The sequence below is a fragment of the Streptomyces plumbidurans genome, assembly GCF_019857225.1.
GTDB classification, from domain to species: Bacteria; Actinomycetota; Actinomycetes; order Streptomycetales; family Streptomycetaceae; genus Streptomyces; species Streptomyces plumbidurans.
Genome location: NZ_JAFJSY010000019.1, coordinates 19084 through 37046, shown reverse-complemented (window position 1 = coordinate 37046; position 17963 = coordinate 19084). Strand labels below are relative to the sequence as shown.

Annotated in this window: 20 protein-coding genes; 11 read left to right on the top strand and 9 right to left on the bottom strand. The window is 72.0% G+C overall.

All coding sequences use genetic code 11. From position 1 onward, the window contains the following. The first annotated feature begins 49 nt into the window (after positions 1-49). Both JYK17_RS15720 and JYK17_RS15715 read left to right on the top strand, forming a co-directional pair. Positions 50-931: an SIS domain-containing protein gene (locus JYK17_RS15720; RefSeq protein WP_222810580.1), complete on the top strand. Its 882-nt coding sequence runs from the start codon at positions 50-52 to the stop codon at positions 929-931. Between the two features lie 79 nt (positions 932-1010). After that, entirely contained in the window at positions 1011-1871 is an 861-nt protein-coding gene (locus JYK17_RS15715) for a class II fructose-bisphosphate aldolase (RefSeq protein WP_108012620.1), read from the top strand. A 92-nt stretch (positions 1872-1963) separates the two neighbouring features. On the opposite strand, the gene JYK17_RS15710 is transcribed toward JYK17_RS15715, so the two are convergent. Beyond that, positions 1964-3106, bottom strand: coding sequence for a methyltransferase (locus tag JYK17_RS15710; RefSeq protein WP_222810579.1), 1143 nt, complete (start codon positions 3104-3106; stop codon positions 1964-1966). 56 nt (positions 3107-3162) lie between these two features. Here JYK17_RS15710 and JYK17_RS15705 point away from each other — a divergent pair, with 56 nt between their 5' ends. From JYK17_RS15705 to JYK17_RS15685, 5 genes are all read left to right on the top strand, one after another. Then, complete coding sequence (locus JYK17_RS15705) at positions 3163-3819, top strand: alpha-ketoglutarate-dependent dioxygenase AlkB family protein (RefSeq protein ID WP_108012622.1); 657 nt, start codon at positions 3163-3165, stop codon at positions 3817-3819. 35 nt (positions 3820-3854) lie between these two features. Next, positions 3855-5093, top strand: a complete 1239-nt coding sequence (locus JYK17_RS15700) for an ROK family protein (protein ID WP_108012623.1) — start codon at positions 3855-3857, stop codon at positions 5091-5093. A 153-nt stretch (positions 5094-5246) separates the two neighbouring features. After that, positions 5247-5702, top strand: a complete 456-nt coding sequence (locus JYK17_RS15695) for an RpiB/LacA/LacB family sugar-phosphate isomerase (protein ID WP_222810578.1) — start codon at positions 5247-5249, stop codon at positions 5700-5702. Positions 5703-5784: 82 nt separating this feature from the next. Further along, a complete protein-coding gene (locus JYK17_RS15690) occupies positions 5785-6909 on the top strand; it encodes a carbohydrate kinase (protein WP_181362482.1) in 1125 nt (374 codons plus the stop codon). Positions 6910-6982: 73 nt separating this feature from the next. Next, positions 6983-7939 carry a pseudouridine-5'-phosphate glycosidase gene (locus tag JYK17_RS15685; RefSeq protein WP_222810577.1) on the top strand — a complete coding sequence of 319 codons (957 nt, stop codon included), beginning with the start codon at positions 6983-6985 and terminating at the stop codon, positions 7937-7939. Between the two features lie 44 nt (positions 7940-7983). Here JYK17_RS15685 and JYK17_RS15680 read toward each other — a convergent pair whose 3' ends face one another. The 5 genes from JYK17_RS15680 to JYK17_RS15660 all read right to left on the bottom strand — a co-directional run bounded on the left by JYK17_RS15680 (position 7984) and on the right by JYK17_RS15660 (position 10971). Then, on the bottom strand, positions 7984-8379 hold the full coding sequence (locus tag JYK17_RS15680) for a tautomerase family protein (RefSeq protein WP_128803945.1): 396 nt from the start codon (positions 8377-8379) through the stop codon (positions 7984-7986). Positions 8380-8466: 87 nt separating this feature from the next. Continuing rightward, on the bottom strand, positions 8467-9378 hold the full coding sequence (locus JYK17_RS15675) for a phosphotriesterase family protein (RefSeq protein ID WP_181362483.1): 912 nt from the start codon (positions 9376-9378) through the stop codon (positions 8467-8469). Beyond that, positions 9375-9959 (bottom strand): DUF4865 family protein, encoded by a 585-nt coding sequence (locus JYK17_RS15670; RefSeq protein WP_222810576.1) that lies wholly within the window; start codon positions 9957-9959, stop codon positions 9375-9377. The genes JYK17_RS15675 and JYK17_RS15670 overlap by 4 nt, the downstream gene beginning before the upstream one ends. Positions 9960-9969: 10 nt before the next feature. Next, positions 9970-10389, bottom strand: a complete 420-nt coding sequence (locus tag JYK17_RS15665; protein WP_222810575.1) for a (R)-mandelonitrile lyase — start codon at positions 10387-10389, stop codon at positions 9970-9972. 12 nt (positions 10390-10401) lie between these two features. Then, positions 10402-10971, bottom strand: a complete 570-nt coding sequence (locus JYK17_RS15660; RefSeq protein WP_372465129.1) for a TetR/AcrR family transcriptional regulator — start codon at positions 10969-10971, stop codon at positions 10402-10404. Positions 10972-11147: 176 nt separating this feature from the next. On the opposite strand from JYK17_RS15660, the gene JYK17_RS15655 reads away from it, so the two are divergent. Genes JYK17_RS15655 through JYK17_RS15645 form a run of 3 tightly spaced genes read left to right on the top strand, consistent with a single transcriptional unit; the run spans position 11148 to position 14745 of the window. Further along, positions 11148-11441, top strand: coding sequence for an SHOCT domain-containing protein (locus tag JYK17_RS15655; protein WP_222810573.1), 294 nt, complete (start codon positions 11148-11150; stop codon positions 11439-11441). Next, entirely contained in the window at positions 11438-12187 is a 750-nt protein-coding gene (locus JYK17_RS15650; RefSeq protein ID WP_108012630.1) for an ABC transporter ATP-binding protein, read from the top strand. Before JYK17_RS15655 ends, JYK17_RS15650 begins: the two co-directional genes overlap by 4 nt. Further along, entirely contained in the window at positions 12184-14745 is a 2562-nt protein-coding gene (locus JYK17_RS15645; protein WP_222810572.1) for an ABC transporter permease, read from the top strand. The genes JYK17_RS15650 and JYK17_RS15645 overlap by 4 nt, the downstream gene beginning before the upstream one ends. A gap of 140 nt (positions 14746-14885) precedes the next feature. Here JYK17_RS15645 and JYK17_RS15640 read toward each other — a convergent pair whose 3' ends face one another. Together JYK17_RS15640 and JYK17_RS15635 are read right to left on the bottom strand one after the other, a co-directional pair. Next, the gene (locus tag JYK17_RS15640; protein ID WP_108012632.1) at positions 14886-15413 is read right to left on the bottom strand and encodes an ATP-binding protein; all 528 of its coding nucleotides are present in this window, start codon (positions 15411-15413) and stop codon (positions 14886-14888) included. A gap of 232 nt (positions 15414-15645) precedes the next feature. Continuing rightward, positions 15646-15969, bottom strand: a complete 324-nt coding sequence (locus tag JYK17_RS15635) for a hypothetical protein (protein ID WP_016433533.1) — start codon at positions 15967-15969, stop codon at positions 15646-15648. Positions 15970-16295: 326 nt separating this feature from the next. On the opposite strand from JYK17_RS15635, the gene cds1 reads away from it, so the two are divergent. Further along, entirely contained in the window at positions 16296-17420 is a 1125-nt protein-coding gene (cds1, locus tag JYK17_RS15630) for an L-cysteine desulfhydrase Cds1 (RefSeq protein WP_128803950.1), read from the top strand. Between the two features lie 16 nt (positions 17421-17436). Here cds1 and JYK17_RS15625 read toward each other — a convergent pair whose 3' ends face one another. Next, positions 17437-17913: an SRPBCC family protein gene (locus JYK17_RS15625; RefSeq protein ID WP_108012634.1), complete on the bottom strand. Its 477-nt coding sequence runs from the start codon at positions 17911-17913 to the stop codon at positions 17437-17439. Positions 17914-17963: the final 50 nt, after the last annotated feature.

Genomic DNA, 17963 nt, shown 5'->3' with positions numbered 1-17963 from the left:
GAAACAAGCAAAGTAATCCGATCGGGAATCCACCAGGGGAGGACCCGGCATGACCCATGTCGAGGACGAACTGACCAGCCAGCCCGAGTGCTGGACCCGGGCCGCGACGGCCGCACCCGGGCATCGCGAGGCGCTCCCGGCGCCCGGTGAGCGGGTCGCGATCGTGGGATGCGGCACCTCGTACTTCATGGCCCAGGCGGTCGCCGCGCTGCGCGAGGGCGCGGGACAGGGCGAGACGGACGCCTTCGCCGCCTCCGAGTTCCCCCTCGGCCGCTCGTACGACCGCGTCGTGGCGCTCACCCGCTCCGGCACCACCACCGAAGTCCTCGACCTCCTGGGGCAGTTGCAGGGCCGCACCCGCACGGTCGCGATCACCGCCGACCCGAACACGCCCGTCATGCAAGCCGCCGACGACATCGTCGTGCTCGACTTCGCGGACGAACGGTCCGTCGTCCAGACCCGGTTCGCCACGACCGCGCTCACCCTGCTCCGCGCCCATCTCGGCCTGCACACCGACGCCGTCGTCGACGACGGCCGCAGCGCGCTCGCGACCCCGCTGCCCGAAGGGCTCGTCGACTGCACGCAGTTCACCTTCCTCGGCCGGGGCTGGACGGTGGGCCTGGCCAACGAGGCCGGACTCAAGATGCGCGAGGCCTCACTCGCCTGGACGGAGTCCTACCCGGCGATGGAGTACCGGCACGGCCCGATCAGCATCACCACCCGCGGTACGGCGACCTGGATGCTCGGCGAAGCCCCCGAGGGCCTGGCCGAGCAGGTGCGCGCCACCGGCGGACTGTGGGTCCCGGGCGGCCTCGACCCGCTCGCCGAACTCGTCCGCGTCCACCGCCTCGCGGTCGCCGTCGCCGCCGCCCGCGGTCTCGACCCGGACCAGCCCCGTCACCTCACCCGCTCGGTGATCCTCGAGCCCTGACGCGCCAGCACACTCCCCGACGCGCCTCTCGGAGGACGCGCCAACCCCGTCCCCGACGCGCCCCTCAAAAGGAGAAGCCGTGCCTCTCGTCACCACCGGCGAACTCGTCAGCCGGGCCGCCGCCGAGCGCGCGGCCGTCGCCGCCTTCAACATCATCACGCTGGAGCACGTCGAGGCGGTCGTCGCCGGCGCCGAGTCGGCCGGGACCTCGGTCGTCCTCCAAGTCAGCGAGAACGCGGTCAAGTTCCGCCAGGGACGGATGCTGCCACTGGCCCGTGCTGCCGTCGCCGCCGCCGAACACGCCGCCGTACCCGTCGCGTTGCACCTCGACCACGTCCAGAGCGACGAGCTGCTGCACCAGGCCGCGGACGCCGGATTCAGCTCCGTGATGTACGACGCGGCCCGACTGCCCTACGACCGCAACTTGGCCGCGACCCGGGCCGCCGCCGACTGGGCGCACGGCCAAGGCCTGTGGATCGAGGCCGAGTTGGGGCAGGTCGGCGGCAAGGCGGGCCAGCCCGCGCTGGACGCCCACGCGCCCGGCGCCCGCACCGACCCGGCGGAGGCCCGCGCCTTCGTCGCCGACTCCGGCGTGGACGCCCTCGCCGTCGCCATCGGCAGCACGCACGCCATGACCACCCGTACCGCCATCCTCGACCACGGCCTGCTCGAACGGCTCTCCACCACTCTGGACGTACCGCTCGTCCTGCACGGCTCATCCGGAGTCCCGGACGACGAACTCGCCGCCGCGGTCGCGGGCGGCATCGCCAAGGTGAACGTGGGCACCGCCCTCAACATCGCCATGACGGGCGCGATCCGCGCATTCCTGGCCGACCACCCCGATGCGGTCGACTCCCGCCAGTACCTGAAGGAGGCGAGGGAAGCGATGGCGCGGGCCGTCACCGCCATCATTACGACACTCGGCCGGCCGGCCGCCTGACCGGGCGACGCGGCCCACTTCTTCAGCGGCTCACTGCTCAGCGGCTCACCGCTTCGGCGACCGACTGCTCAGCGGCTCACCGCTTCGGCGATCTACTGCTTCACGGCCTTCAGCACCACGAACTTCGCGTCACCGGCGACCAGTTGACTGTTGCCGAACACCTTGCGCAGCTTCACGTGATAGCCCAGATGCCGGTTGCCGATGACCCACAGCTCACCGCCGGGGCGCAGCACGCGGCGCGCCCCGGTGAACATCCGCCACGCCGTCGCGTCGGTCGTCGCCTGATGCGAGTGGAACGGCGGATTGTTCAGCACGAGGTCGACGCTCTCGGCCGACACCCCCGCCAGCCCGTCCCCGACCCGGAACTCCGCATGCCCCGGCACGCCGTTCGCCTTGTAGGTCGCCTCCGCCGACGCCACGGCCTGGAACGACTCGTCCACGAACAGCACTTCGGCCGCCGGATCGGCCACCGCCACCGCCGTACCGACCACACCGTTGCCGCAGCCCAGGTCCACCACCCGGCCGCCGCGCGCGGTCGGTAGATGCCCCAGGAAGAAGCGCGTGCCGATGTCCAGCCGGTCGGCGCAGAACACACCCGCGTGGTTGACCACGGTGCGGCCCGAAACCGGGCCGATGCCGTCGGGGAGCGCGTAGGTATACGGCCACGGGTTGGCGGGCCGCTTCAGCGACGGATCCGGCGTGCAGAAGATCAGCCGGGCCTTCTTCTCCGCGAGCGAGGTGCGGGTCGGCCCGAGGATCCGCTCGAAGAGGCGGAGCGTCGAGGTGTGGATCTCCTTCACCATGCCGGTGCCGACGACCACCGTCTGCTCGTGCACGGCGGGCGCCAGCCGCAGCAGCTGGTCCTCCAGCAGCGCGAGACTCTTGGGCACCCTCACCAGGAGGACGTCGACGCGGTCGGGCGGCGGGTCCTGGGTGGTGAGCAGACGGACGGCGCCCGTCTCGGCCCCGGCGCGGTGCAGGTTCGCCCGGGTCGCCTCCTGCGCGAGGAAGGAGTCGGTGATCTGTACGGGCCGATGCGCCGCGAGCGCGGTGGCCAGCGCGCCCCAGCGGTCGCCGAGGACCACGACCGTGCCGGACAGCGGGATCTCCTGCTCCGCCAGGTGCCGCAGGAGGTACTCGTCGGAGGCGTCCCAGGCGCGCAGCCTCTCGCGCGCCTCCTCCGGGAAACGGGTCAGCGCGAGCTCGCCCCAGGGCGTCGTCATACGGTCGTTCATCGTGTGCCAAGGCTAGCCGAGCCGCAGCTCACGGCCGGTGGGGGAGGATGGCGTACATGGAGTCCGAGCTGTCCGAGCTGTTTCCACGCGAGCGCAAGCAGATCGCGCCCGGCGCGGTGCACGTGCCCGACTGGCTGGACGCGGACCACCAGCGCGAGCTGCTCCGCGCCTGCCGGGAGTGGGCCCGCCCACCGGCCGGCCTGCGCACGGTCCGCACACCCGGCGGCGGCACCATGACCGCCCGGCAGGTCTGCCTGGGCTGGCACTGGTACCCGTACGCCTACGCCCGCACGGTCGTCGACGGCGACGGCTCCCCGGTGAAGCCGTTCCCCGACAGCCTGGGCGAGCTGGGCCGCCGCGCGGTGCGGGACGCCATGGGCCAAGCCGAGCCCACTCCGGCGTACGACATCGCACTGATCAACTTCTACGACGCCGAGGCCCGCATGGGCATGCACCGCGACAGCGACGAGAAGTCGGACGCGCCGGTGGTGTCGCTGAGCCTCGGCGACACCTGCGTCTTCCGCTTCGGCAACATCACATCCCGGGGGCGGCCGTACACCGACGTGGAACTGCGCAGCGGCGACCTGTTCGTGTTCGGCGGCCCGTCGCGGCTCGCCTACCACGGTGTGCCGAAGGTGCAGCCGGGTACGGCACCTTCAGAGTTGGGGCTGACGGGACGTCTGAACATCACACTCAGAGTCAGCGGCCTGTAGCCGGCGTATCCGCGGATCATGGGAGACTCGCCCACATGAGCGGCAAGGCGGACCCCCGGCCGACGGGGAATGGGACCACCTCGAGAACGCGGCTGGACCGGGGGCGCGGTGCGCTCGGGCCCGCGTTGGAGCTCGTGCACACCGGACGCGCCCCCACCCGCGCGGTGCTCACCGCCGAACTCGGCGTGACCCGTGCCACGGCCGGTGCGGTCGCCGCCGAACTGGAGGCGCTCGGGCTGATCCGGGTGGACGCCCGGCCCGCCGCGGCGGCCGGTTCCCAGGGCAGGCCCTCGCACCGGCTCTCGGTCGCCGAGGACGGGCCGGTCGTCCTGGCCGCCCAGGTGCACGCCGACGGGTTCCGGGCGGCACTGGTCGGCCTCGGCGGCCGGATCGTCGAGACCGCGCCGGGCTGCGAGACCGTCGACGCCGACCCGGCGAAGGTCCTCGGCTCGGTCGTCGAGGCGGGCGCCGAACTGCTGCGCACCACGGGACGGCGATGCGTCGGCGCCGGGCTCGCCGTGCCGTCAGCGGTCGCCGAGCCCGACGGCCTGGCGCTCAACCCGCTGCACCTGGCGTGGCCGGTGGGCGCCCCGGTCCGCCGGATCTTCGCCGAGCGCGTACGCGAGGCCGGGATCGGCGGACCCGCCTTCGCGGGCAACGACGTCAACCTCGCCGCCCTCGCCGAGCACCGGCACGGAGCCGGACGCGGAGCCCGCGACCTGCTGTGCGTGGCCACCGGCCACCGCGGCGTGGGCGGCGCGCTGGTGCTGGACGGCCGTCTGCACACGGGCAGTTCGGGACTGGCCCTGGAGGTCGGCCACCTCACCGTCAACCCCGAGGGCCGCCCCTGCCACTGCGGAAGCCGCGGCTGCCTCGACGTGGAAGCCGACCCGCTGGCCCTGCTCACAGCGGCCGGACGCGACCCCGGCCCGGAGGTCTCACTCCTGCAGCAGGCGATCGACCTGATCCGCAACCACTACGACGACCCGTCCATCCGTACGGCCACCGAGGTCCTCATCGACCGCCTCGGGCTCGGTCTCGCGGGCCTGGTGAACATCCTCAACCCCGACCGCATCATCCTCGGCGGCCTGCACCGCACCCTGCTGGACGCCGACCCCGACCGACTGCGCGCCGTCGTGGCCGACCGCAGCCTGTGGGGCCAGAGCGGCGGCGTCCCCATCCTGCCCTGCACCCTCGACCACAACAGCCTGGTCGGCGCTGCCGAGTTGGCCTGGCAGCCGGTGCTGGACGATCCGCTGGGGGCATTGGCCTGAGGGGGTGGCTGTTGCGCGCGGGGGCATTGGCCTGAGGGGGTGGCTGTTGCGCGCGGGGGCGTTGGCCCGAGGGGACGTAGTGCACTCGTGGGCGATGGCTCGAACGCTCGGCGCGCACTGGGGGAGCGGTCGTGACGGAGTTAGTCTCCGGTCATGCGGATCTCCGTCTCCTCCGACATGGACGAACCCGTGGCGCACCTGCTCGTCGCGGAGTTGCGAAGGCGCGGCCATGAGGTCGTGCCGCACGGCGCGCTGAGCCCCGGCGACGACCCCCAGTGGGCCGCCTGCTCGGAGGCGGCCGCGCGCGAGGTCTCCGAGGGCGCGGCGGACCAGGCGGTCGTGTGCTGCTGGATCGGCACGGGAGCCTCCATCGCCGCGAACAAGGTGCCCGGCGTACGGGCCGCGCTGTGCACGGACGCGTACACCGCGGACGGCGCCCGCCGCTGGAACGACGCCAACGCGCTGGCGCTCAGCCTGCGCCTGACGTCCGAGCCGCTGCTCAAGGAGATCCTCGACGCCTGGTTCGCCGCGGAGGCGAGCGAGGACACCGAGGACCGGCAGAACGTGGAGCGCCTGACTCGGCTCGACCTGGGGCACGGCACCGGTTGAGCCGCCGCCCGCCGGAGCAGCACCTCTTCAGACTCTTCCGCCCCCTTGCTTACACCAATAAAGCCCCTTTACTTTGGTCAGCATGATGTTGACCCAGCGGGAGCGCGAGATCATCGCGCTGCTGCGCCGCGACCCGCTCGCCGGGCCGCAGGCGATCGCCGACGCACTCGGCAGCACCCGTGCGGCCGTGAACGTGCACCTGTCCAACCTGGGCAAGAAAGGCGCCATCCTCGGCCGCGGCTACATCCTCCGCGAGGAGAACGCGGTCGTGGTCGTCGGCGGGGCCAACACCGACGTGAAGGTGCGCAGCCTGGCGCCCGTACGGCAACGGACGAGCAACCCCGGCCGGGCCGGCACCACGGCGGGCGGAGTGGGCCGCAACATCGCGGAGAACCTGGCGCGCCTCGGCACCCCGACGCATCTGATCGCCGCCGTGGGCCGGGACGCGGCGGGCGAGCGGCTGCTCGCGGAGACCGCGGCGGCGGGGGTGCGCCTCGACCATGTGCATCGCAGCGCCCACCCGACGGGGACATACACGGCGGTGCTCGACGCCGACGGTGACCTGGTCGTGGCGGTCGCGGACATGGCGGCCACCGAGGCGCTGGCCCCGGAGGATCTGCACCCGGCCCGCGAACTCATCGCCCACGCCGACATGTTGGTCCTGGACGGAAACCTGCCGTCGGCCGTACTGGCCCACGCGATGGACGTCGCCCACCCCGCCGACGTACCGGTGGTGATCGACCCGGTCAGCGCGCCCAAGGCGGCCCTGCTCGCACCGCTGTTCACCGCGCACCGCCCGGTCTTCGCGCTGACCCCCAACCTCGACGAACTGCGAGCCCTCCTCGGCCACCCTGTCGGCGACGACGAGGCCGAGGTGACGGCCGCCGCCGGCACACTGCACGACCGCGGGGTGCGCCATGTGTGGATACGGCTCGGGGCACGCGGCAGTGTGCTGAGTTCGGCGGGTGGGGAAGCGCGGTTCCTGACCGCGCCGTACGCCGAGGTCACCGACGTCACCGGCGCCGGTGACGCGATGCTCGCCGCCTTCGTCCACGCCCTGCTGGCCGGCGGCGACGCGGTGGAAGCCGCCCGCTACGGCCACGCCGCCGCGGCCCTGACGGTCGCGAGCCCGGCGACCGTACGTCCCGACCTGACCCCACGCCTGGTCGAGGACGCGCTGAACGGAACGTCCCCGTCGACTGCCTGAACAACCCGACTGCCTGAACAACCCGACTGCCTGAACAACTCGATCGCCTGAACTACCCGATCCGGAGCCCGAGATGATCACGCCCGCCCCCGCCCCGAACGCCGCGACCGCCGTCCCGCACCCGCGTCTCGTCCTCACGGACGAGGTCCGCGAGGCGCTGCGCGAGGGGCGTCCCGTCGTGGCACTGGAGTCGACGATCATCAGCCACGGTATGCCGCACCCGCAGAACGTGGAGATGGCGGTCGAGGTCGAGCAGATCATCCGTGACGGCGGCGCCGTACCCGCGACGATCGCCGTCCTGCACGGCCGTCCCCGTATCGGACTCACCCCCGCGGATCTGGAGCTCCTCGCCACCGCGCCGGACGTCACCAAGGCCAGCGTCCGCGACCTCGCGTACGTGATGGCGCGCGGCGCACATGGCGCGACGACCGTCGCGGCCACGATGCGACTGGCCGCGCTCGCCGGTATCCGCACCTTCGTCACCGGCGGTATCGGCGGTGTGCACCGCGGCGCGCCGACCTCGTTCGACATCAGCGCCGACCTGACCGAACTGGCCACGACCGGCGTCGCGGTGATCAGCGCAGGCGTGAAGAGCATCCTCGACATCGGCCTGACCCTGGAGACCCTGGAAACCCTCGGGGTCCCGGTTCTCACCTACGGCACCGAGGAGTTCCCGGCGTTCTACTCGCGCCGCAGCGGTTTCACCTCGCCGATGCGCGTGGACTCGCCCGCCGAGATCGCCGCCGTGATGCACGCCCGCTGGGACCTCGGCATTCCGGGCGGCGTCAGCATCGCCAACCCCGTGCCCGAGGACGAGGAGGTCCCGGCCGAACGCATGGACGGAGTCATCGCCCAGGCCCTGACCGAGATGGCCAAGGCCGGCATCACCGGCAAGGACACCACCCCGTACCTCCTCGGCCGTATCGTCGAACTCACCGGCGGCGAAAGCCTGCGAACCAACATCGCCCTGGTCAAGAACAACGCCCGCCTGGGCGCGCAGATCGCGGTGGAGTACGCCAAACTCCGCTGACCGGGCCCCGCACGCCCGGCTGCTCACCGTGCCGCTGAGCCCGCTCAGGCCGACGGGGCTTCGAGGTACTGCGCCGCCCCGTGACCGAGCGACCAGTCGGCCGACTCGTTCTCGGTCACGGTGACGAACACGTTCCGAGGCTCGGTCCCGGCGTAGGCGTGGGCCAGTTCCGCGATCCGGCGGTACAGCGCCTGCTTCTGTGCGGGCGTGCGTCCGTGGCGCATGGTGATGGCCACGTAGACGATGCCGTCGTCCCGATCCACGCCGAGGTAACCGCCGTACCGGAGCGTGCTGTTGATGCCGTCGTGGCCGACCAGCACCTGGAAGTGGTCGTCGGGCGGGATGCCGAGGGTCTCCACCAGGGCCTCGTGCACGGCGCGCCCGAGGGCGTCGAGGCAATGGGTGTCGGCGCGCAACGCGTCGATGCGGACGAACGGCATGGGGTGTCGCTCCTTCTTTTTGGTATATCTGCTCAACAGCGCTGGTTGCAACGGCAGTTCATGGCTGCCGACGCATGGTGTGGACCCTCAGCGCCACTCCACGGCGAACGCCCGCCCCGGGTTCTCCGCAAGGATGCGATCCACCGCATCCGTGCCCAACTCCGCCTCCAGACGCGGTCGTACGCGCCGCAGCAGATACGGCATCCCGGGCCCGCCGCTGACCGATCGCGCCGTGGCGACGACGGTGTCGCCGCCGAGCAGCAACCGGTGCCCGAATCCGGCCTCGGCCAAGGCGCGTACGGAGTCCGGCATGCGCCAGTCGGTGGCGTGATGGGTGCGGGACGGGCCGTCGAAGGCCAGCCAGCAGCCTGCCTCCGCGGCCTGGCGGTGCACCACGGGATCGGGGGAGCGGTTGAGGTGCCCGAGGATCACTCGGTGCGGGGGTACGTCCAACTCGCCGCACAGCAGGTCCAGTACGTCGAGTGCGCCCGTGCCCATCTCCAGATGGACGGCGATGGGCGCGCCCGTCGCACGGTGGGCCTCGGCCGCGGACGTCATGGTCCAGCGGGCGTGTGCGTCGAGGGCGTGGAAGCCGCCCGCCACCTTGATCAGCCCGGCCCGCACGCCCGATGTGCCGATGCCCTCCGTGAGTTCGCGGACGAACATCTCGGCGAGCCCGTCGCGTACCTCCTTGAGCAACTGCGGGGCGTAGTGGGCCGCTTGGTGCAGCCCGGTCGCGCACACCACGTGCACACCGGCGGCCTGTGACAGCGCGGGCAGGTCGGCGGCCCGACGGCCCATCCCGTACGGCGTCCATTGGACGACGCCCGTCCCGCCCGCCGCACGGAACGCCTCCAGCTCGGCCCGTGCCGCGCGGGCGTCGTTGAGTTCCTGGCCGGGCAGTTGCGGGCTGCTGAGGAAGAGGTGGTCGTGCGCGTCGCACACGCCCAGCTCCTCGGGCCGCAGGTCCCCCAGGACCGTACGGACGAAGCCGCTCACCACTGCCGTCCGCGCGGCAGCCGGTCCCGCCCCGGCGACGACAAGTGCAGCACCTCGAACACATCGCCGTCCGCCTTGGGCGTGTCGTGCTCCCAGAGCGAGAAGTGGACCAGTTCCCAGCGGCTGGTGTCCACGGCGGCAGCGGCGAGCACGGCTCCGTCCTCGCCGGCCAGGCGCTCGACCTCGTCGACCGCCTCACCCATCACGGCGGCCAACTCCACACCGTCCGCCACGACTTGGCGTCGCCGCACCGCGAACCGCGCCGATGAGCCCGGGGCGCCCCCGTCCTCGTAGGCGAGACCGCTCCACTGCCGGACCGACGGCCGTCCGAAGTCATTGCTGAGCCCCTGGAACGCGCCGCCCCAGAGGAAGGTGTTCATTCCCTCCATGGAGTTCCACAGGTAGAACGGCGCGTACTGGTTGACCGGTGAGCCGTTCACCCCGCGCTCGCGCACGAGGTACGTCTTGATGCCGAGCCCCTCCCAGTCGTCCAGCAGATGCCCCACGCGGGCGACGCGTCCGCGGATGATGCCCATGTCGTAGTCGGCGGGAAGGGTCAGCTCGTACTGCAGGGCGTGCATCGATGCCTCCTCAGGCGGGGGTGTCCGGCGATGCGCCGGCGGCGTATTCCTCCGGGCCGACGTGCGCGTCCCACTGCGTGGTGGTGCCGTCCGCCGCGGCCTCGACGACCGCGAGGTGTGTCATGAAGGTGCGCGGACCGGCGCCGTGCCAGTGCCACTCGTCCGGCTCGATCCATACGGTGTCGCCCGCGCGGATCGCCTCGACGTCGGCGCCCTTGCGCTGCACCAGTCCCTCGCCCTCGAGGACGTGCAGGACCTGGCCGTGGGGATGGCGGTGCCACGCGGTGTGCGCGCCGGGCGCGAAGTGGACGCTGAACATGCGCAGCCGGGACGGGGCCGGGGGCGCGGCGATCTCGTCGAGCCACACCGAACCGGTGAAGTTCTCGGCCGGTCCCTGCTGTGTACCGGGGTGATTCCTCGTGATGTGCACGTGCACGCACTCCTATCGCGGGGCGAGAAGGGACAACAGCCCACGGACAGCGGCGTCGAAGGCCGAGGGGGAGCCGGAGGCGCGGGCGAGGACATAGCCGCCCTGGACTGTGGCGAGGACGGCCGCGGCGATCTCCTCGTCGTCGAGGCCGGGCGCGAACTGGCCCTCCTCCTTGCCCTCTTCGACGATCCCGGCGATCAGCTCGCGGATCGCGTCGAGCGTCTCGTCGACCGGCGCGCGCAGTTCGTCGCTGGCGACGACGTCCGGATCCATCGTCAGCCGCCCGACCGGACACCCGCGCAACACGTCGCGCTCGCGCAGCAGATAGGCCTCGATGCGCTCGTACGGCGTCCCCGGGCCGCGCAGTACTCCCTCGGCGGTAGCCCGCAACTGCTCGGCCGTCCGCCGGATCGCCGTCAGCGCGAGATCGGGCTTGCCCTTGAAGTGGTGGTACATGCTGCCCTGCCCGGCGCCCGAGCGCTCCAGGATCGCCTTGGGGCTGGTGCCCACGTAACCGCGCTCCCACAGGAGCTCACGAGTGGACTCGATCAGCCGCTCCGATGTGCTCTCCGAGGTGCTCATGACGTCACTGTACATACTAGTAGTTACAGAAGTCGAGGCATCAAGGAGCAGCCGGAACAGCCGTGCGTACTCCCAGGGAGGTATGCGCAGTGCCGCTGGCCGTACGACGACCCGGACCCCTCGTCGGCGGGAGTCTCGAGACCACACCCGAACAGCGAACTGGGAGATGACTCGACATGCAGACACTCGCGAACTGGCACGGCGGCGGCCCCGGCCCCTGGATCCTCCTCTTCCCGCTGATCTGGGCGGCCGTGGTGGTCGGCGTCGTGACGCTGCTGCGCCGCACCGTGTGGCGTGGCCGCCGCGGAGGCCCGCGGCGCTTCATGGACGACGCCCGCCCCACCGGCGACTCGCCCATCGCCGTGCTCGGCCGCCGCTTCGCCTCCGGCGAGATCGACGAGGACGAGTACTGGCGCCGGCTGTCCGTCCTGGACGAGCAGTTCGGCCGTACGAAGGGCGGTGCGGCGTGACGACCGCGACCACTGTGCGGACGGCCGCCCGGGTCGTCGACGCCGTGAAGGTGTACGGCCGCGGCGACACCGAGGTGAGGGCCCTGGACGGGGTGAGCGTCGACTTCCCGGTCGGCCGCTTCACCGCGATCATGGGGCCCTCGGGCTCCGGCAAGTCCACGCTCATGCACTGCGCGGCCGGTCTCGACACGCTCACCTCGGGCGCCGCCGTCATCGGCGACACCGATCTGGGCAGCCTCGACGACCGCCGCCTCACCCTCCTGCGCCGCGACCGCGTCGGCTTCGTCTTCCAGGCGTTCAACCTGGTGCCGACGCTGACCGTGGCGGAGAACATCACGCTGCCGCTGGATCTCGCGGGCGGCCGCGGCGACCCGGAGTGGATCGACGCGCTGATCGACGTCGTGGGTCTGCGCGACCGGCTGCACCACCGGCCCACCGAACTCTCCGGCGGCCAGCAGCAACGCGTCGCCGTGGCACGGGCGTTCGCGGGGCAGCCCGACGTCGTCTTCGCCGACGAGCCGACCGGCAACCTCGACTCGCGCTCCGGCGGTGAAGTGCTCGGCCTGCTCGGCCGCGCCGCGCGCCAGACCTCCCGCACGGTTGTCATGGTCACCCACGACCCGGTCGCCGCCGCCCACGCCGACGAGGTCGTCTTCCTCGCCGACGGACGGCTGGTGGACCGGATGGAATCCCCGACCGCGGACAAGGTCCTGGACCGCATGAAAGCCTTCGAGGTGCCCTCATGAACGCCGCCGTACGCCTGAGCGTGTCCTCGCTCCGCGCCCACAAGCGGCGCTTCGCCGGAACCTTCTTCGCCGTGTTCCTCGGCGTCGCGTTCCTCGCGGGCACCCTCGTCATGGGTGACACGCTGCGCGCCAGCTTCGACTCCATGTTCGGCAGCGCGACCAGCGGCACGGACGCCGTGGTGCGCAGCGCCGACGCCATCACCACACCCGGCGACAGCCAGGGCGTGCGCCAGCCCGTCCGTACGGACCTCGTGAGCACCCTCGAGGACGTGCCGGGTGTCGCGGCCGCCGCGCCCGACATCGAGGGTGCAGGGCAGCTCGTCGGGAAGAACGGCAAGCCCGTCGGCGGCCAGGGCCCGCCCACCCTGGCCGGCAACTGGATCACCGACCCGAAGCTCAACCCGTACCAGCTCGCCGAGGGCCGCGCCCCGCAGAAGTCCGGCGAGGTCGTCCTCAACCGCGGCGCCGCGAAGAAGGGTGACCTGAAGATCGGAGACACCACCACGCTGCGCACCCCCGACCCGGTCAAGGTGACCGTCGTCGGCCTCGCGACCTTCGGCGGCGAGGACGGCATGGCCCAGGTGACCTTCACCGGCATGACCCGCGCCGACGCCGAGAAGTACCTCACGGCCAGGCCCGGCGAGGCGGCGAGCATCAAGGTGCGCGCCGGTCCCGGCGTCGGCGAGAAGGAGCTCGTCGACCGGCTGACTCCCGTACTGCCCAAGGGAGTCGAGGCCATCACCGGTCAGGAGTCGGCGCAGGAGAACACGGACATGGTCTCCAGCCAGTTCCTGTCCATCTTCACCACCCTCCTGCTGGTCTTCTCCGGCATCGCGCTGCTGGTCGCCACGTTCTCCATCCACAACACCTTCGCGATCGTCGTCGCCCAACGCACCCGGGAGAACGCCCTGTTGCGGGCCCTCGGCGCCTCCCGCCGACAGGTCACGGCCACGACTCTCGTCGAGGCCACCGCCGTCGCCGTGGCCGCCTCCGCGGCGGGCCTCGCGGGCGGCATCGGCATCGCCGCGGGCCTGCAGTCGCTGTTCCCGGCGATCGGATTCCCCTTCCCCGACGGGAACTTGGTGATCAGCGTGCTGTCCATGGTGCTGCCGCTCGCGGTCGGCATCGTGGTCTGCCTCGGCTCCGCGCTGCTGCCCGCCGCGCGCGCCGGCCGCACCGCCCCGCTGGCCGCACTGCGCGAGACGGCCGTGGACGCCTCCGGTGCCTCCCGCACGCGTGCCGTCACCGGCATGGGCCTCGCCGCCCTGGCCGTGGCCACCACGCTCACCGGAGTCCTGGTGTCACCGTCCATCTGGCTGGCCGCGTTCGGCGCCGTACTCGCCCTGGCCGCCTTCGTGGTCCTCGGCCCGGTCGCCTCCACCACGGCCGTACGGATTCTCGGCGGCCCCCTCCACAGGCTCCGCGGCGTCACCGGCGGGCTCGCCCGGCGCAACGCCCTGCGCAGCCCCAAGCGGACCGCAGCCACCGCGAGCGCCCTGATGATCGGCGTGGCCGTCGTGTCGCTGTTCACCGTCTTCGGCGCCTCGCTGAAGGCGACCATGGACCAGACGGTGTCCCGGTCCTTCGCCGGCGACGTCGCCGTCAGCACCCCGTCCTTCGGCGCGGGCGGCAGCGGTCTGAGCCCCCGGCTCGCCGGGGCGATCCAGCAGGTCCCCGAGGTCGACACGGCCGTCGGCCTGGGCCGCGGTGTCGCGAAAGTCGACGGCCGGGGACGGGCGTTGACCGTCACCGATCCCGTCGCCCTGGAGCGCACCTTCGACCTCGGCAAGGTCGACGGCTCCCTGCGCCACCTCGGCACCGACGGCATCGCCATCACCCGCTCGGAGGCCGACAAGCAGCACCTGGCCACCGGCGAGAAGGCCCGGCTCACCTTCACCGACGGCAAGCAGGAGAGCTTCACCGTCCGCGCGGTCTACGGCCGTTCCGAACTCGCCGGCGACTACGTCATCACCCGTGCCGCCTGGGCCCCGCACCGCACCCAGGACGCCGACTCCCTGATTGCCGTCTCCTTCAAGGACGGCGTGAGCACGGACGCGGGCAAGGCAGCTGTCCAGAAGGTGGCCGACCACTACGGCAACCCCGAGGTGCAGACCCGCGACGACTACGCGCAGTCCTCGGCCGGCGGCATCGACATGATGCTGACCCTGGTCTACGCCCTGCTCGCCCTCGCGGTCCTCATCGCACTGCTGGGCATCGCCAACACCCTGACGCTGGCCGTCCACGAACGCACCCGTGAACTGGGCCTGCTCAGGGCCGTCGGCCAGACCCGTGCCCAGCTGCGGGCCATGGTCCGCTGGGAGTCGGTGCTCGTCGCGGCCTTCGGCACGGTCGGCGGCCTCGGTCTCGGCGCCTTCCTCGGCTGGGTGCTGGTCAAGGCCTCGGACGGCGCGAGCGACAGCGCGTTCGCCTTCGCGATCCCGCCCGTGCAGCTCGTGATCGTGGCCCTGGTGGGCCTCGCGGCAGGCGCCCTCGCGGGCCTGCGCCCGGCCCGCCGAGCGGCACGCCTGGACGTGCTGCGCGCCATCGCCACGGAGTGACTCCCGGTCACGGACGGCGAGTTGAGGTCGGCGGGCTCGATCAACGGCAAGAGCCCGTCGACCTCAACGAGGGTTCCGTCCCGACACCGGCTGAGGCGCCCCCGGAGCCGAACGACCAATCAAAATCTCTCACCGCCCGGTCAACCGGCAACGGCGGACCGGGCGGGAGCGTGTGCGGACCTGTGGGCGTCGACCGCGTGCTCGACCTCCGTGAACCGGCGGGCGGGCTTCTCGGCGGTACGGCGCGGGCGGGCCGGGGGAGCGACCGGCGCCGGGGCGGTGGGCAGCGTGAACCAGACGACCTTGCCGGCGTCGCCGTCCGGGCGCACGCCCCAGCTCTCGCTCACCGCGGCCACCATGGCGAGCCCGCGCCCGGTGGTGGCGGAGGTCTCCACGTCCCGTACCTCGGGCAGCCGGGGGTCGTGGTCGCGCACCGAGACCATGAGCCGGTCCAGCAGCAGCTCTATCTCCACGGTGCAGAGCTTGTCGGGCTGGGCGTGCAGGTGAACGTTGGTCAGCAGCTCCGTCACACCGAGCGCGGCCCGGTCGATGAGCGAGTCCATGTGCCAGTAGCGCAACTGCGCAGAGACGATTCTGCGGACCTGGCCGATCCGCGACGGCAGGGCTTGGAGCTCTACCGTGCAGTGCCTGCTTGGGTGACTGATCACGGCTGCGACTCCCCGACTGAAGAGGTCCGGAAGAACACGGAAGACGGATCCAGCAGGGCGCCCGGAAGGAAACGGTCTCCTGCTGTCGTGCCCGGCGGCTGGTTCGCAGCGTTATCGCCGGTAAACCCAGAGTGACGTGAGACCAGCGTGACGCAGGGGGCGCGGTGGCGCAACTCGCGGTCGGTTCAGCCGATCGCAGGACGCGGCCCGGCGCCTGGGTTTTCGGGATCCGTCAGCCGCCGCGTCCCGCGGCCCTGCGCACGGCCTCGATGAACCGGCCCGCCGCGGGCGGACCGGGTTCGCCGGGCGCCGGGTCGTGATCGCCCAGGGTGAGCAGGTACCGCTTGCCGTTGAGATCCGCGAGTGCCCGGCCGTGCGCGGCGAACCAGGGCTTCGAGGCACGCACCGCCTGCACCGGCGCGCTGTCGATCTCGGTGCCGTAACTGGTGAGCAGGGCCAGCCTGCCGTCACTGATCCGGACCTGCCCGGCCCGGGTGAGCGAACGCAGCCGTTTGCCGATCCGCACGCCCGTGGCCTTGAACTCCGGCTCCGCCATGCCGCTGCCCCCTTGTGCGCGTCCGGTGCGGTGGACCGTGACCTGCGCGGTCCGTGTCCAGCTGATGTCGTGATCCAGTGTGCGTCCCCGTCCGGTGCAGTGTGCCCGCACCCGGCGTCGAGCACCAGTGCGTACGACCGCCTGCGCCCGAGCACCCGGAGCACTCGTCCGAATGCGCCCCCATCGAGGCCACCGCCCGCCCCCAGGCCGTTCTTTGGTCTGCTCAAAGGTGCGTTTATGCAGGTGAGAAGCGTGCGCAAGGTGCATATGATCGGTGTGTCGGCCGCGCGACGCGCCGTCGGCGCACTGCGTAAGGAGCCCCCGTCGTGAGCACCACTCAGCAGGCCCGGCCCGGCCGGACCCTCGACGTCGACCACAGCGACGCGTTCTACCGCGACTGGCTGAAAGAAGCCGTGCGCAAGGTCCAGGCCGACGCCAACCGCTCGGCCGACACCCATCTGCTCCGCTTCCCGCTGCCCGAGAAGTGGGGCATCGACCTGTACCTCAAGGACGAGTCGACGCATCCCACCGGCAGCCTCAAACACCGTCTCGCCCGCTCGCTCTTCCTCTACGGCCTCTGCAACGGCTGGATCAGACCGGACCGCCCGGTGATCGAGGCGTCCAGCGGCTCGACGGCCGTCTCCGAGGCGTACTTCGCCGGGCTGATCGGGGTGCCCTTCATCGCCGTCATGCCGCGCACGACGAGCGCCGAGAAGATCCGCCTCATCGAGTTCCACGGCGGCCGGTGCCACTTCGTGGACGACTCCCGCAGAATGTACGAGGAGTCGGCCCGTCTGGCGGTGGAGACCGGCGGCCACTACATGGACCAGTTCACCTACGCGGAACGGGCCACGGACTGGCGCGGCAACAACAACATCGCCGAATCCATCTTCCGCCAGCTGGAGCTGGAGCGGTTCCCGGAGCCCGCGTGGATCGTGGCGACCGCGGGCACCGGCGGCACCTCGGCGACCCTCGCGCGCTACGTCCACTACACCCAGCGCGACACCCGCATCTGTGTGGCCGACCCCGAGAACTCCTGCTTCTTCGAGGGCTGGACCGCCGGCGACCCGGACGTCACCTGCGACTGCGGCTCCCGTATCGAGGGCATCGGCCGCCCCCGTATGGAGCCGTCCTTCGTGCCCGGCGCCATCGACCGGATGATGAAGGTGCCGGACGCGGCGAGCGTCGCCGCCGTACGGGCGCTGGAGCGGGCCATCGGGCGCAAGGCGGGCGGCTCGACGGGCACCGGACTGTGGAGCTCGCTGAAGATCGTCGCCGAGATGGTCGCCGGGGGACGGCAGGGGAGCGTGGTGACACTGCTGTGCGACCCGGGCGACCGGTATCTGGACAAGTACTACTCGGACGCGTGGCTCGCCGAGCAGGGCCTGGACATCGAGCCGTACGCGGCGGCGATCGACTCCCTGCTGAGGTCGGGAGTCTGGCCCGACTGAGCGGCCTGCGAAGCGCTCAGGCCGCGATGCGCCGGTCCAGTGAGATCACCGCGTCCCGGAAGGCGCGGCCCAGGCCCGTGCGCGCCGCCTTGAGGACCAACCGGAACGCCGCCGTCCCGTCGGCGGCGAAGGTCCACTGCACGCGCGTGCCGGTGCCGATGCCGGTCGGCAGCAGACGCCATTCCTCGACCAGGGCTCGCATGCCCGGCGCGTTGGTCACGTCGACGCGGTAGGCGTACAGCTCGGGTTCCTTCGCCGCGAGCACCGTCTCCTCGAAGCGAACGCCGCCCTTCAGCCTGACCTCGCGGCGGGCTCCGCCGTCGAGCGGCCGGGCCAGGGAGACCGCCGAGTACCAGTCGGCCCAGCCCGGAACGTCCTCGGCCAGGGCACGGAACACCGCCCGCGGTGCGGCCGGCACCTCCCGTGCGAACACCAGGCGTACGGGCGCGGTCTCGGCGAAGTCGAGCCCGACGGAGCGCAGTCGGTGGGCCATGGGCGCGAACCTCCTGGCAGGGCAGGGGAGTTGACCGGGGCGACGTCACG

Bases quoted from the DNA above. Each gene is read 5' to 3' on its own strand.
- JYK17_RS15720 (WP_222810580.1), top strand. From the start codon at position 50: ATGACCCATGTCGAGGACGAACTGACCAGCCAGCCCGAGTGCTGGACC.
- JYK17_RS15710 (WP_222810579.1), bottom strand. From the start codon at position 3,106: ATGAACGACCGTATGACGACGCCCTGGGGCGAGCTCGCGCTGACCCGT.
- JYK17_RS15705 (WP_108012622.1), top strand. From the start codon at position 3,163: ATGGAGTCCGAGCTGTCCGAGCTGTTTCCACGCGAGCGCAAGCAGATC.
- JYK17_RS15700 (WP_108012623.1), top strand. From the start codon at position 3,855: ATGAGCGGCAAGGCGGACCCCCGGCCGACGGGGAATGGGACCACCTCG.
- JYK17_RS15695 (WP_222810578.1), top strand. From the start codon at position 5,247: ATGCGGATCTCCGTCTCCTCCGACATGGACGAACCCGTGGCGCACCTG.
- JYK17_RS15690 (WP_181362482.1), top strand. From the start codon at position 5,785: ATGATGTTGACCCAGCGGGAGCGCGAGATCATCGCGCTGCTGCGCCGC.
- JYK17_RS15685 (WP_222810577.1), top strand. From the start codon at position 6,983: ATGATCACGCCCGCCCCCGCCCCGAACGCCGCGACCGCCGTCCCGCAC.
- JYK17_RS15680 (WP_128803945.1), bottom strand. From the start codon at position 8,379: ATGCCGTTCGTCCGCATCGACGCGTTGCGCGCCGACACCCATTGCCTC.
- JYK17_RS15670 (WP_222810576.1), bottom strand. From the start codon at position 9,959: ATGCACGCCCTGCAGTACGAGCTGACCCTTCCCGCCGACTACGACATG.
- JYK17_RS15660 (WP_372465129.1), bottom strand. From the start codon at position 10,971: ATGAGCACCTCGGAGAGCACATCGGAGCGGCTGATCGAGTCCACTCGT.
- JYK17_RS15655 (WP_222810573.1), top strand. From the start codon at position 11,148: ATGCAGACACTCGCGAACTGGCACGGCGGCGGCCCCGGCCCCTGGATC.
- JYK17_RS15645 (WP_222810572.1), top strand. From the start codon at position 12,184: ATGAACGCCGCCGTACGCCTGAGCGTGTCCTCGCTCCGCGCCCACAAG.
- JYK17_RS15635 (WP_016433533.1), bottom strand. From the start codon at position 15,969: ATGGCGGAGCCGGAGTTCAAGGCCACGGGCGTGCGGATCGGCAAACGG.
- JYK17_RS15625 (WP_108012634.1), bottom strand. From the start codon at position 17,913: ATGGCCCACCGACTGCGCTCCGTCGGGCTCGACTTCGCCGAGACCGCG.